The organism is Cyanobium sp. Cruz-8D1 (assembly GCF_024345975.1).
Lineage (GTDB): Bacteria > Cyanobacteriota > Cyanobacteriia > PCC-6307 > Cyanobiaceae > Cyanobium.
The window spans coordinates 1-13372 of the sequence record NZ_JAGQCD010000058.1 but is presented as its reverse complement, the minus strand read 5'-3'; the positions used below and the strand labels follow the sequence as shown (position 1 = coordinate 13372).

Genomic DNA, 13372 nt, shown 5'->3' with positions numbered 1-13372 from the left:
CTGCAGAAAGCCGATCAGATCAGAAGGCGACGCGGGCTTGGACAAGAGAGAGGAGCAATCCAACCGAGGACAGCAGCCCAATAAAGGCACCGCAATCGGCCTTGTGACTGACTTTCAGTCGGCCCTGGGTGTGCAGGGCATCCGGCCTGGATCAGTACCCCTTCCAGATCCAGCTCGCCGGTGATATAGTAGGGCTGACTGATCGCTACGCCCAGGGCTGCCGAGTACAGCTTCACCTGGGCAATGTAGACGCAGTCGGCCGGAGGCCATACGCCGACCCACCACCTGGGATCTGGGCGATGATCCAGTTGCGGATCGCAGTATTTAGAGCGGCCACATCCACGTGCTGGAAGAAGTAGTGGAAGGCTGAATCGGAAGGCGGCCGCCGGAGCTCAAGGCCCAAAGCCGCTTTGAGCACCTTGTGGTGGCGGTGGCATAGGCGAAGCCTTCTCCTTCAGGAGAAGCGTTCCAGATCCCGCAGGCTCTGGCAGCGGCTCAAGATCCCAAGTACCGCAACCAGCAGCAGGTACCAAGCCGGGATGCGAACGCCCCGTCGCATGCGCGCGTCCGGGATCGCCTTGAGGTAGCTGATCAGATCGAGATCGGTTGCAGCAAAAACGCTCTCGAGCACGGGGAGGAAGCGATTCCGACGACCTCGACCCATGATGACAGCTCCGACAAAATACCCTGGGACAGACTTTGAATCAGCCCTGCCCAAACGTGATTGGTGCTGTAAAGGCAGCGCTTGGAGGTTTGCACAGGTACGGAGTTCATCCAAAGTAGCGCTGCCGGTGGGTCGCAGGGGTTGATCGGTGAGGCCGGCCTAGAGCTGGCCGATGGTGTGTTTGCGGTAATTCAGCGCATTGCCCACTACCACGCCCGCCAGCTAAGGCATGCTCAGCAGTGGTAAAATGTGTTTAATCCGGGCCAGTCCGCCGAATGCCAGCAGGGGCAGGTCCGTCTGCGCTTCCACCGGCTTCAGAAGAGCAGCGTTGAACCCTTGGCCTTCCCCTTCGCCCGCCGCATCAATCACCAGCACTTCAGACACTTGCTCAGCAGCGATCAGCTTTCGGATCGAAGTAGCCAGTGGGGCATGGGAGCCGAGTCGGTGTTGCATCTGATGAGCCTTTCCCTCGGCTGTCTGCACCAGTGGAATAGCAGCCACCAAAGCCTGCGCGCCCACAGCACTGACCATTGAAACCTCTGCCTGGAGGTTGTGGCTGAGCACCGCATCCAGCACTAGTTATTCTAAGCCTGCCCGAACTACCGCCCTGGCTATCTTCCGTGGATAGACCGCCTCCGTAGGTGAGGGGGGGTGCTCAACCCCACAGCCCCCAGGCTTTCAATCAGATCCAGATCGGGGCCGTGATCGCCACGGCCCATCGACAGCACCACGATGCCATCAGCCCCCCAGCGATCAAGGCTGATAGGGGTTGCCAACATTGGGACAGGTAGTGGCTAATATTGAAGAACTAATCTTTCGCCTCAAGAATATATGCCATGAGAATTATAAGTGCTAGAACAATTAGCGTCTCTCAGAGGACGCCAAAGCTTTTGAGCTGGAGATTAAAATCTAGGACCTTCTAGAGCTACATTTTCCAAAAGGAACATTTCAAGATTTAGCATACGCGCAATAAAAAACTGCGACAAGAGACATGTATGCGACTGAATCGAAGCGACGATCGCAATTGGGGCGATATTAATATGGGAGCCTGATAGAAGAATTGCTTAAGCATCGAAGACGTAATGCGTGGTCAATAAACTGAAGAAGCAGATAGTCATCATATTTCTTTGCAGACAGCTGCAAGCTAATAGGTAAACCATCAACGGATAAACCAATTGGGACATTAATAGAAGGCATGCCTAAAAATGTCCAAATTAGGGAAGGGTCTGGCAATTCGGTTTCGTGTCGCAAAGGAGCGGTTGTAGAAGTGCTCAAAGAGATAATGACATCTATCTCTGCAAATAAATGCCGGCTTTTTTCAATGAGGAGAGATTGGCTTTCCAAAGCTGCTTTAAAGCTGGCAGAAGAGATACTGTTGCCACGTAAAATGGCTTCACGCATTAGAGAGGAAATACAATCCCGAGCTAGGGCTTCTTGCTCAAAATAATAGGACAGTGATTTGTCGTATATAACTTGATGATCAGAATGAAGATCTGTTCCAAAATGATCAGGAATAGTTTCAAGCTCGATATGTGAATCAGCCTGAAGTGCGTCGGCAAACTTTTCGATATTAGCCTTGATAGCTGGCTGAGCGGTTTTCCAAAAGGCAGACTTGAAAAGGCCTACTCGCCATAATTCGCCAGGTACCTTCGGATAAGGCCCACGTTTATCAACATTGCTGTAGACATAAGGATAGTTCGGCCCTTTTACCCGGATAGACGAGAGTATTCTTCGAAGATCTGAAGCAAAGAAACTAAAGAAACCAATTGTATCGAGTGTATCTGTGGTTTTTAAGGAGCCTGTTCTTGGAATAAGACCAAAGCTCGGCTTCATTCCCCAAACCCCACAGAACGAGGCCGGTCTAATGATGGATGCAGCCGTTTGTGTTCCTATCGCGAATGGAACAATCCCAGCTGCCACGGCTACTGCTGAACCACTAGATGAAGTTCCGGGAGTTCTAGAAGTATCGTATGGATTAAGAGTTTCATTCAGAGCATGAACCGCAAACTCAGCAGTTATCGTCTTGCCAAAAGGAAGAGCTCCGTTTCGAAGCAACGAATCGACGCATCGAGCATTATTGCCAGCCTCAAAATTATCCCAAAGGCTAGATCCCATCCCAGTAGGCATGAGAGAAGTGTTAAAAACGTCTTTGATACCAAAGGGAATAGATTTAAGTGGCTGAGCAGCTAAAGGGAAAGACTCATACCGCATTAAATCAGCTTCGGCCTGAGTATAAACACATTTAAAAGCGTGAAAAAGAGGGTTGAATTCTTGGTGTCTTTGCTCGGCGCATTTGTAAGGTGCAAATTTATCTATGTGCCCTGATTCTATAAACGCTACCAAGTCGCTAATTGTGTAACACCGAAATAGATCATTTAGGGCTTCTTCCTGCATCACGACCACCATGATTCAGAATCTAATAGATCTTGATCTTTAGGCGTTAGGCGTGAATCGGTAGAACCTTGCATCCGCTTAAGTATTTGCTCCACAAAAGGCTCGAGTACTTCTGGGCTTTTACGGAGTTTTTGTACTGGCTTGACCGAGGTCGAATCAAATGATGATGCGCGATGTTTCTTGATTTCATCATCAAACTCTTCCTGGGTAAGGCCAGATAGTTGTTTATAGTATTCAAGGGCATGCGGTATTTCCGCGTCTATGCGAGATGCTATGGCTAGACCCTCATCTCTTGTCATCAATCCGTTTCTAATATCTACAGCAGCCTGCATCGTTGCACGGCTAAAACCGCGCTTATGGTAACACATATAATCATGTACACCGGCCATAATACACTCGGCACTTTTAAATCCTTTGAATGCGCTCTCCATTTCCGTCTCGCGCCAGCCGTAATGTGACTTTATAAACTCAGTTTGTCTTTCTTCGTCCCAGAATATATAGTCTCCAAGGTGAAGGCCCCATACGCCTGTGTTGGCTATCTCTACAGATGAAGGGACGCGAAATAATGACAACTCTTTGAGTGAGGCGCAGCCAGTATTAGCCATCTCCTCTGCCGTCTTTTTAGCGGATACTCGCGTAAAGTAGTCTTTGTCATAGGATCCAACTGAATCCTTATATGTTGCTCGACCCGAGCTTTCGCAAATTGATTCACCCCAAATCAAAAGTCTAATTCCAAACGCAACTGCAATCTTCAGAGGAAACGACCCAACTCCAGCATGGCAATGCCAACATGAATCACCAATTTCAAAAAGTGATTGCCGCGCTAGCCGATTAACAAGATCTCTTGATGGAGTAAATTGAATATGGTCCAATCCAAAAGTCTTAAGGCAAAGCTGTAGATTGTAAAATCCAGTTTCAGAGTACCAATTATGACTAAACGTTACAGCTAGCGGACGTAAATTAAAGACCTTTGTGAGGATATGAGCCTGATAGAAACTATCTTTACCTCCTGATATTGGTAGAATGCAATCATAAGAGGTGGCTTCTTGTTTTGCTTTATCAAGAATTTGCTTAAGCTCGTGTGATCTGTCCTTCCAGCTTATATGCATTTTTTGTTCAGATGTTCTACATGCCGTGCAGATTCCTAGCTCATCAAATGAAACACCTTCCTGGCTGTCAGGAATACAGCATCGTTTACAGTAAATCATTTGTTATTTGGAAGAAAGTTTTGTCATTTAAAGGTTAAAATTCATGCCTTTTCAAACAAAAAATAGCTCGAGTCTTCATCTGCTGACATATTATCCTATCTCCAGACGAATCTATGATCCACTAGCTTTAAGCTTGGGTATCGTTCCCATAATTCCCGGCTAAATTCACGCTTAAAGAGCTTTTTGTTATGCCCTCTGTGCTCTAGCTCAATTGGGATTGGCGAATGATATTCATTGGCCAGTATGTATCTGCATGACAATGTGTAAAGCTTGTCGTAAAGCGCAGGCAGTAGATTTGGCGCTTGGTGAATGAGGTCTCCGGTGCAGAATGCAAGGCCATATGCCTGCCTGCTCTCAAACTGATAGAAAGAGCCTAAAGGCTTGGTGTTTCTTTGGTAGAACTGCATGGGCTTTGGCATTAATCTCTATGCGGCATGTGGTGATATTTGGGGAAAGCGCGGCATGTGCATCAAGGCTAATACCGATGTTTGCGCCCAATTCAATGGCTGTATTTAGAGAAATTCTATAGCTGCAAGAAATTTTGAGAAATAATATATTATCGAATGGCTGCTATTGCGGTGAACTTAAACGTCGCCGAAATCCCCAGCTCAAAAAGCTTCTTGCTCTAATTGCATTGTTTTTCGATGTTAAGAATGAGCTGTCTCCGCTGCTACTCATTTAGGGTAGCAGCGGAGACTGGTGTGTTAAGTTGAATCGTTGCCACAGCTTGATGCATCATGCGGCTATGTCATGTGGCAGATACGCAACAACGAAGAATGGGGCAAGCGACAAGGCGGCGCCCAAGGTGGAAGAGTGCTGAACGCGTGTAAACCGCAAGCCATGGCAACCACTAGGGCCTGGGTTTCGCAGCCAAATGCAGCATCAGCCCATGCAAGTGACTCCTCCAGGTAAACAACACTTTCAAGCCTGATCGGCCAAGAAGCTGCCGCTTCTGTGATGAAGTCGTCGTATTTATCGAGCGGTTCGGAGGGGTGGGGCCGCAGGACCAGGGCTTCAAGATCGGGTTGAGGGGCCACCCAGCCCTGTTCGATCAGATGTGGCAGCTGCTGCAGCCAGTAACGCAAGCCCTGAAATTCCCCAGCTTTTAATGCACCAGCTGCGCACTCGCTCCAGGGAATGCGAATCGGTTCGAGCAGGTAAAGCAGCCGACGGGCCGGCCGGCGCGGTTGAATTGGTTGATCCTCTCCTCCAGAGCTGCGGATAGCATTTACCTTATTGCAGAGACCGTCCAACCACTGGTTGGGGAGCTGCAGAACGGGCACGTTCGGAAACGCAGCCTTGGCCAGCATGGCGGCATCCGAATCCGCCACCCAGAGAGCATCAGGCAGCTGCTCTTCGCCATCACGCTCGAAACGATTGCGGTAGTTCACCCAGTGATCAAGCACTGCAACACTTGGGATGCTGCGCTTGCGGGCCAGCCACCGAGCTCTGTGCTCAAGGTCGCTGGCCCAGCCAGTGCCACTGATCAGAACAAGGGCTTCATCAAGCACCTCTTCGAGGTTGTACCTAACGCTCTTGGCCGTTCCCAACCGTTCTTTAAACAGCGGTTCCGCAGGCCCTGCCAAACACAGGCGCAGCTGCGGCTGGAGCGGCTCCAACCAGGCTGCAAGATGACTTGCGGCGCCGGCATCGTGGGCACAAACCGCCACTGAAGCTTCAGGCAGCTGGCTCAGCGAAGCGGGCGTAATAGAGAAGGTCAACTAGGTTTCCCTCGATCAGCTCTTGGTCTACACGAACGGACTCAAGCTCCATACCCGATTGTTCCATGATCCGAACCATCGCGCGGTTCGGGTGTGCGGTGCCACCAGTAACCTTACGCATCCCTTCTTCCGCCAGCAGGGCCTCCAGCACCGCCTGCCAGGCCTCGCGACCGTAGCCCTGCCCCCAACAGCGGCGTTCACCAATCAGCAGTCCGATTTCGGCTGTGCCGTGCTGGCTTTTTCGGTACACCGTGGCGGTGCCGATCGGCCGTTGATCCTGCGTCTTCTCAATCAGTAGAAAGTTGTTGCCGCTCCTCTCAAAGTGCGACAGATAGACCGCGCAGCTATCGGCGGTGTGCTCGATGAAGCGCTGATTACTGAAGCGGGTCACCTCTAGATCATTCAGCCAGGACAGATAGGTGGCGTTAATGTCCGCTGAATGGAAGGGTCGAAGGCGCAAACGTAGAGTAATAAGATTCATTGATCGATGAGCAGTATGGAACTGATGCACAGATCAGGAACCAACTTGCAGGCGTCGTATTCGGGGCTGAGTTCCCAACCAGTGCCGATAAGATCTGTGGCCGCCCCAGAAAAATCAGATGTTAGGTGGCCATGAAAAGATGATAGTAGTGGCAAACGAAGGCAGGTAGGCAAGGCAACTTTCCATGATGTGCGTGCGCAGGTGCTTGTTGCTGAAGCACAAAAGCTGGGGGACACGATGAAATACAAGGTAATTCTTATTCATGGTCTCGGGAGCGAGACTACTCAGCCTGACCACCGCAGTTGCCAATTGGAGAGCATAATTGCCATAATGAATAAACATTATGGTTTGTCCGAGTCACATATTCAACCAGATAATTCGACAGGATTGGCGAGCACCTTTTGGATAGCTACCACAAAGTCATCGATATCAGCTACCGTTAAGGGCTCGCGGATTAGTGGCGTATAAATCAGATCATGATTGTACATGCGCTCCGCCACAGGGCAGATACCCATGCTGTAGTTGTACTCAACGCCTGTGTTGACATTCCAAGGAAAGCCAGCGCGTCCCATCGCAACTTTATTTTGATACAGCGGCGCCAGGTAGAGCGGCTTGATATACCCCTCAATGAAGCCGGTCTGCTCCCATACCTTTGCCGGTGGAAGCTCGGCATTGACAGCACGCACAAATGCAGTGCGAGAAATGCCGGTGCTGGATGCGGCATATTTAACAGGAAAGAGGTAGTAGGCATGTTCGGCGCCTTCGGCAACCTTGGCTGGGGTCAGACCTGGAATCGCATCTAGCTGCTTGGCAAAAAAGGAGGCCAGGTGCTGGCGGTGGGAAACATAACCATCTAAACGGTCGAGTTGTGCGATTCCAATAGCAGCCTGCAGTTCCGTCAGGCGGTAGTTCGAGCCAAGCATATTGGTCAAATCCTCAATCGGCTGCACATCCACCAGGTTTTCACCATGATTGCGGATCAACTGGCAGCGCAATGCTACTTGGTCGTCGTTGGTGACCAGCATTCCTCCTTCGCCCGTATGGATGTGCTTGTGGTAGTTCAAGCTGAAGCCACCTATATCACCAAAGCCGCAAATGGGCTCGCCTTTGTACTTAACACCAGGCGATTGAGCGCCATCTTCAATGACCTTAAGATTCTGCTTGCGGGCTAACGCCATGATGGATTGCATCTCTGACGTCTGGCCAAAGATATGAACCACCATGATGGCTTTGGTGCGACATGTGATGAGCGGCTCGATAGTGGAGGCCGTGATGTTGAATGTGTCCGGGTCGATGTCGGCGAACACAGGGATACCGCCGTAAAATAGAATGGCAGTAGCGGTAGCCGACATGGTGTATGGCGAGACGATAACTTCATCACCCGGACCAATGCCCATAGCTCCCACGGCGGTCATTAAGCCGGTGGTCCAGGAGTTGACCGAAATGGCGTGTTTGTAGCCATAGTTATCGGCCCACTTACGCTCGAACTCTCTGACTTTTTTACCACCCAGCCACTGCGGACAAGGACTACCAAAGAAGCCTGATAGTTCGCCGCTTTCCATTACTTCAATGACGGCCTTCTTTTCCGTATCGCCCATTGTACGGCGTGCAGTGAAGGGATGGATACGGGTGGCTTCGCCACCGTTGATTGCAAGCTTGCTCAATTGAGTTCTCCTTAATTTCCTAGATGTTCAAAGTATCCAGCGTGACCCATCGCCCGTCGCCATTGGCCGAAAGCTTGATAGCCTCCACGGCCAGAGCGGTGCGCAGAGCAGTGTGAGCATCGCAACTCACCGTGTTGATGTCGCCCGCCGCAAGGCGGACCGCTTCATCGGCCATTTTTTGCATAGCTTCCAAGTAGCGAGGTGCCAATGCTACTGGGGGTGCCGGAATAACATAGCCCTTAAAGTTTGGATCGTACTGCATTTCGGTCCAATTCAGGCACCGCCCACCCATTGACAGATCGAAAATAGACTTCTGGCCAATTACACGCAGTTCAAAACAAGTGAAGGCTCGCTGATCAGTGCCAAGCAATGTCAAATTAATGCTGGTTCCAGCGGAATCAATAAATTCAACTTGAGCATCCCAGGCGCGCTCATCCTTTGTCGACCAGTCTGCCTCACCTACATCAAGGGGAGAACCAAGTGACCGAGCTCGCACAGGGCGCGAGCCACACAGGAAGCCGGTGAGATCAATCAGGTGAGAAGCGTTATTGCAGATGCCTTTGCCGTAGGTCGCCACGACGCGCTGTACCTTGCCCATCGCTCCCGCCGCTATCTTGTCCTTAATCTCTCGGATGCTGAGGTCCCAGTTGCGCGAATAATTGACAACGGATCGAGCGCCAGCAGCATCGATTTCCGCAACCAGGCGGCGGCTCTCTTCCAGCGTGGTAGCGAGAGGCTTTTCGATGACCAAAACCTTGACACCAGCGGCCAGAGCCGGTTCAATTATAGCCCAGCGTGACTCGCTGGATGCCGCTACAACTGCCACATCAATATTCTGCTCGGTGAACAACTGCCGGGGATTGGTATAGGCATGGGCGACCTGCCAGTACTGTGCGGCGCTGCGGGCCCGAACTCCATCGGAGTCGCACAAGGCCACCAACTGTGCATTCGCATGCTCACTGAAGGCACGCGCATGGGTAAGCGGGGGCGCATCATCCGGGGTGGTGCGGTCCCATTCGGTTCCGATCATCCCACAACCGATTATGGCGACACGGATGCGCTCAGGGGTATTCATGAGCCAGCAGTTGGATTTCGTCATTCAATCGTGGCAGCGTCAGTCCCATTCGTGCTTCAAACCGCTCGCACCGCATGCGCATATCGGTCGGGCGACGTGCAATTACTGTGGCGACATCTCTAGCATTCGAACGAATCAGGTTGGTCGTTGGAAGGGATGTAGTAGCAGCAAAAGCGAATGCGAAATCAGCCTTGCTCATGCCATCGCGCGAGCCAAGATTGAAAACGCCGAGCGGCCTTTCGACAATTGAGAGATCGATATAGCTGCAAAGGGTGCCGATGAATAGGGGGCTGAACATCACATCGTCAAACACATTGATCGGAGCTGTGCCAAGCAAGGCACAATGCAGCCAGTCGGTAAAGCTGGTACGCCCTTTGCGCAGACTGCGGCCGACAAAATTGGTACGCAGGATGGTGCTGGCGACAATCCCTGCTGCGAATTCACCCGCCAACTTGGACATCGCGTAGTGGTTGCGGATGGTAAGTTTGCCTTCCGCATGGGGGCCTGCGCCGTCATATACTTGATCCGAAGAAATCTGGATCAAATGGCAGAGCTGGCCAGCCGCTTGAATCCAGGCGCATAAGTTTTCAACCGGCTTCACATTGAGCAAGTAGGCTTCCTGCGGATGCAATTCGCAGCGATCGACATTAGTCAGGGCCGCAAGATTGATGATGACTTCTGGCCTTGCTTGGTCGAGGGCGCTCGCCGTCTGTTCAAAGCTGATCAGGTCAGCATTGAGATCGGTGTCGTGTGTGTGGCCCAGCCGAGTGATGTGATGACCGCGTTCTAACAGCAATGGGACAAGTGTACTGCCCAGCAAGCCTGTTGCGCCGGTGACTAATACGTTTGCCATGAATTACGAGGCCATGCGTCCAGCTCGATTTCTTCCAGTTTATTGGGGTCAAATCCTTCAGCGACGTTGCCAAATCCGATAATTACACAAAAAGATGTACCGAAGAACACCATACTAACGACTCTTATTAGTAGCGTAGGCTCGCGCCCAAGCGAGACCCAGCAGCATGGCACGGAAAATCAGCCAGTTAGCGTAAAAACCTTCGCCGAACCTTGATCTGCCCTTGCGATCGTGCGTCGATAAATGAACCTGTCGGATGTTCCAGCCAGAGCGTGCGGCCCTGATGGTCAACTCCGTCCCAATCGAGGGGTACGAGCACAAAATTCCAACTCCTTTAAGTTTTGACAAGCGGTATCCTTTCATGCCGCACAGGGGATCTGAGATACCCCAGAGCAAGACCGCCAAGCTAGCAAACAATGTCTCCGACACACGTTGAAACCTTCCCCTAATGCCAACCACGACATCCGCGCCATCCAAGAGCGCAGCCAGCAAGCTTTCGATGCTCGAGGGTTCATGCTGACCATCACCATCAACCGTGATCGCGAAATCAAACTCCTCTGCTAATGCCTTTGCTAGACCACTAGCAAGAGCCGCGTCATAACCGCGATTTACTCCATGAGATACCACGAGAGCTCCGGCTGCAAGTGCCACCTGCCCGGTGTTATCAGTCGATCCGTCGTTCACTACAATAGCTGAACCAAATACCGAGATCCCCGTCACAACTGCTGCGATCGCTTCGGATTCATTGAAGGCGGGAATAACAATAGCTACTCTCGCGGGCTTCATCTCGAAATTCATTCTATGTCGCTAATCGACAGATGCTGGCCTCTAACTTTCGCGCGGCGAAGAACTTTGTCGAGCAATTCACCCATTCGGTAGGGCGGGAGGCCGTCTGCAGGGCATGGTCTCAACACTTCCAGATCTTCTTTGTGAATAACCTCGCCTGAAGCCATGTCACGCACAAGACGTATAGACCGACGCTGAACGATGACCGTATCTGACTCGTTTTTCTCTACTTTTTTGATGCCATTGCCAAGAGCATTTTCTAGTTCCCGGGTGCGGTCGACCATCTCACTCCAGGCTCGTGGATCCATCGAGAAGGCATGGTCAGGTCCGACGCGATTGACGTCATCGGTGAAGTGCTTTTCGACTATGCGCGCGCCCAAAGCAACTGCACCCAAAACAGTTGAATGGCCCGGGGTGTGGTCAGAGAGACCCAGGACCATGTCCGGATACATGGCGCGATAAGTGTTCAGCACATTGAGCTGGATATATTTAAAGTTCTCCAAGTTTGCAGTGTAATTAGTATTGCATTGCATCAGGGCCAACTGAGGATTGATGGCCAGCGCGGCGCAAACGGCGCGGTCCACTTCGTCCGTCGTCGCAGCACCTGTCGCCAAAAAATAAGGTTTCTGCTTGCTAGCAACAAGTTCAATTAGTTCCAACCAGGTGATATCGCCCGAGCCAATCTTGTAGGCAGGTACGTGAACATCTATATAGTCGACCAAATCCAGGGAATACGGAGTTGTAAAGAATGGAATGCCGGCTTTTTCGCAGGTTTCCTTCAGCGTCTCCGTCCAGTCCAGCTTGACGCTAGCCGCTTTGTAGACATCAAATACCGAATCAGTCCACTTGGCCTGGTGCGACTGCTGGGTCTTAAGGCTTTTAAAGCCATCATCGCTGACGATTGTGGCCGCCTGGAAGTGTTGGAACTTGGCCGCATCGGCGCCAGCTTCGGCCGCCAAATAAATCAAGTTTTTGGCTCGCTCGAGGTCGCCATCGTGGTTAGCAGCGATATCGGCAATGAAATAAGTCGGGTAGTTATCGCCAATTTTTCTACCCTGGATTTCCAAGATCGGCAGCGGGGAATACATGGTGTTTCCTTCAAGTAAAATGATGTGTGGTATTCACCGATTTAGTACCTCGTGCAAGAGTTCGGCACGTTTCCAGTCGTCCTCATTGTCGATATCAACAACTCGCCAGCTAGGTATAACTAGACCGATGCCTGCAGTATGCATTTTCATGTGCGCCTTCCAGGCACTAGCTTTTCCCCAGTAAAATTGCCCAGTATCATGGTAGGCCGCTTCTAGGTCTTGGGTTCGGGCTATTTCGTGCTCAGGGTGTAGAAGCTGCATTTGGCCAGAGGGAAGTCGACGCATCGCACGCTGAATTGGATGAGCGTAATCAGTCACCGGGTAGCAAAAAGAAGCATCATTTCTTTGCATCAGCTCAAATGCATGTACTAGGTCAGATATTTCGAGGAAAGGCACGCAAGGATAGATGCAGCAGGCATACTCAATGCTCCAACCAATCTTCTGACAAGCTTCCACTGCATGAGCTATGACGGGTACCGTCGGCGTCAAATCGTCTGAAAAAAAGGCTGGCCGGAGAAAAGGCGTCTCTGCGCCAGCGGCGCGTGCCACGTCGGCAATGCTCTCATCGTCAGTGGATACGATGATCTTTTCGAATAATCTCGACTGCAGGGCGTAGCCAATTGCCCAAGCAATCATCGGCTTACCGCAAAAAAACCTGATGTTTTTACGGGGAATACGTTTGCTGCCCCCGCGGGCTGGAATCACGCAGAGCTTCATAGCGTCATCTAAGCAGCTAGTTCTTGTGGGTAACGGGATTCTTCATAAGCAGATCGAAGAATGGGTAATGAAACGATCATTAGGCTTGCCCTGAGATTATGCATTGATCAAGAGCAGATTGCCATCAAGGGCAGTAGCCAATAGTATTTTATTCATACTACTTCTCAAGCAAAAACCAGGATGCATCGTCTTGGTGATACAAATACTTGTCGCGATGATAGGAAAAGCCGTACTTTACAAGAGTAAGTCCATACGTGGACATAAGCTCGCCTGCAAAGTCACGCTTGAAAAGCTTATCGGAATGACCCCTATACTCAATTGCGACTGGAGTTGGGTTATAATACTCGGAAACAAGTATATATTGATTCGAATGCTTGACTAAGTTCTCGTAAACGACGGGGAGCCTGGCGGGATCAATGTGAATGAGGACTGTATTTGTAAAAGTAAGATCATAGGTGATTCCCAAGTCTAATGGCTCAACTATAGTCTTTTGGTGTATGGTCGCAACCTTCCTGCTAGCAGCAATCTTGGCGGCTTCTTTATTTAGCTCCACGCCAGAGAGGCTGAGATTAGAATCAATCAGGCTTAGAGCATCTGTAACCGTTCACGGGGTGTGCCGGCCTGAGCTTGACATGACGTAGGCAGTCACCACTTCATGATTGATGCACAGCTCATTTGCTCAGCCTCTCAGCGCGCACCTTTCACTGCTCTGGTCGCTCTG

13 protein-coding genes are annotated in these 13372 nt (G+C 50.9%); all 13 read right to left on the bottom strand.

What is annotated here, in order from left to right:
* Window positions 1–454: 454 nt before the first annotated feature.
* Window positions 455–631 (bottom strand): hypothetical protein, encoded by a 177-nt coding sequence (locus KBZ33_RS19420; RefSeq protein ID WP_254955050.1) that lies wholly within the window; start codon window positions 629–631, stop codon window positions 455–457.
* 255 nt (window positions 632–886) lie between these two features.
* A complete protein-coding gene (locus KBZ33_RS19415) occupies window positions 887–1228 on the bottom strand; it encodes a HisA/HisF-related TIM barrel protein (protein WP_254955051.1) in 342 nt (113 codons plus the stop codon).
* A 471-nt stretch (window positions 1229–1699) separates the two neighbouring features.
* Window positions 1700–3070, bottom strand: a complete 1371-nt coding sequence (locus KBZ33_RS19410; protein ID WP_254955052.1) for an amidase — start codon at window positions 3068–3070, stop codon at window positions 1700–1702.
* Window positions 3058–4266, bottom strand: coding sequence for an N-acetyl sugar amidotransferase (locus KBZ33_RS19405; RefSeq protein ID WP_254955053.1), 1209 nt, complete (start codon window positions 4264–4266; stop codon window positions 3058–3060). The genes KBZ33_RS19410 and KBZ33_RS19405 overlap by 13 nt, the downstream gene beginning before the upstream one ends.
* Before the next feature lie 743 nt (window positions 4267–5009).
* Window positions 5010–5987 (bottom strand): hypothetical protein, encoded by a 978-nt coding sequence (locus tag KBZ33_RS19400; protein ID WP_254955054.1) that lies wholly within the window; start codon window positions 5985–5987, stop codon window positions 5010–5012.
* Window positions 5944–6468: a GNAT family N-acetyltransferase gene (locus KBZ33_RS19395; RefSeq protein ID WP_255011921.1), complete on the bottom strand. Its 525-nt coding sequence runs from the start codon at window positions 6466–6468 to the stop codon at window positions 5944–5946. Before KBZ33_RS19395 ends, KBZ33_RS19400 begins: the two co-directional genes overlap by 44 nt.
* Window positions 6469–6833: 365 nt before the next feature.
* Window positions 6834–8132, bottom strand: a complete 1299-nt coding sequence (locus tag KBZ33_RS19390) for a DegT/DnrJ/EryC1/StrS aminotransferase family protein (protein WP_254955057.1) — start codon at window positions 8130–8132, stop codon at window positions 6834–6836.
* Window positions 8133–8151: 19 nt separating this feature from the next.
* A complete protein-coding gene (locus tag KBZ33_RS19385; protein WP_254955059.1) occupies window positions 8152–9231 on the bottom strand; it encodes a Gfo/Idh/MocA family protein in 1080 nt (359 codons plus the stop codon).
* Entirely contained in the window at window positions 9194–10060 is an 867-nt protein-coding gene (locus tag KBZ33_RS19380; protein WP_254955061.1) for an SDR family oxidoreductase, read from the bottom strand. The genes KBZ33_RS19385 and KBZ33_RS19380 overlap by 38 nt, the downstream gene beginning before the upstream one ends.
* A gap of 114 nt (window positions 10061–10174) precedes the next feature.
* Window positions 10175–10846 carry a glycosyltransferase family 2 protein gene (locus KBZ33_RS19375; protein ID WP_255011919.1) on the bottom strand — a complete coding sequence of 224 codons (672 nt, stop codon included), beginning with the start codon at window positions 10844–10846 and terminating at the stop codon, window positions 10175–10177.
* Window positions 10847–10854: 8 nt separating this feature from the next.
* Complete coding sequence (locus KBZ33_RS19370) at window positions 10855–11934, bottom strand: N-acetylneuraminate synthase family protein (protein ID WP_254955063.1); 1080 nt, start codon at window positions 11932–11934, stop codon at window positions 10855–10857.
* A gap of 33 nt (window positions 11935–11967) precedes the next feature.
* A complete protein-coding gene (pseF, locus tag KBZ33_RS19365; protein WP_255011917.1) occupies window positions 11968–12639 on the bottom strand; it encodes a pseudaminic acid cytidylyltransferase in 672 nt (223 codons plus the stop codon).
* 169 nt (window positions 12640–12808) lie between these two features.
* A complete protein-coding gene (locus KBZ33_RS21940; protein WP_396108857.1) occupies window positions 12809–13231 on the bottom strand; it encodes a pseudaminic acid biosynthesis-associated methylase in 423 nt (140 codons plus the stop codon).
* Between the last annotated feature and the right edge of the window lie 141 nt (window positions 13232–13372).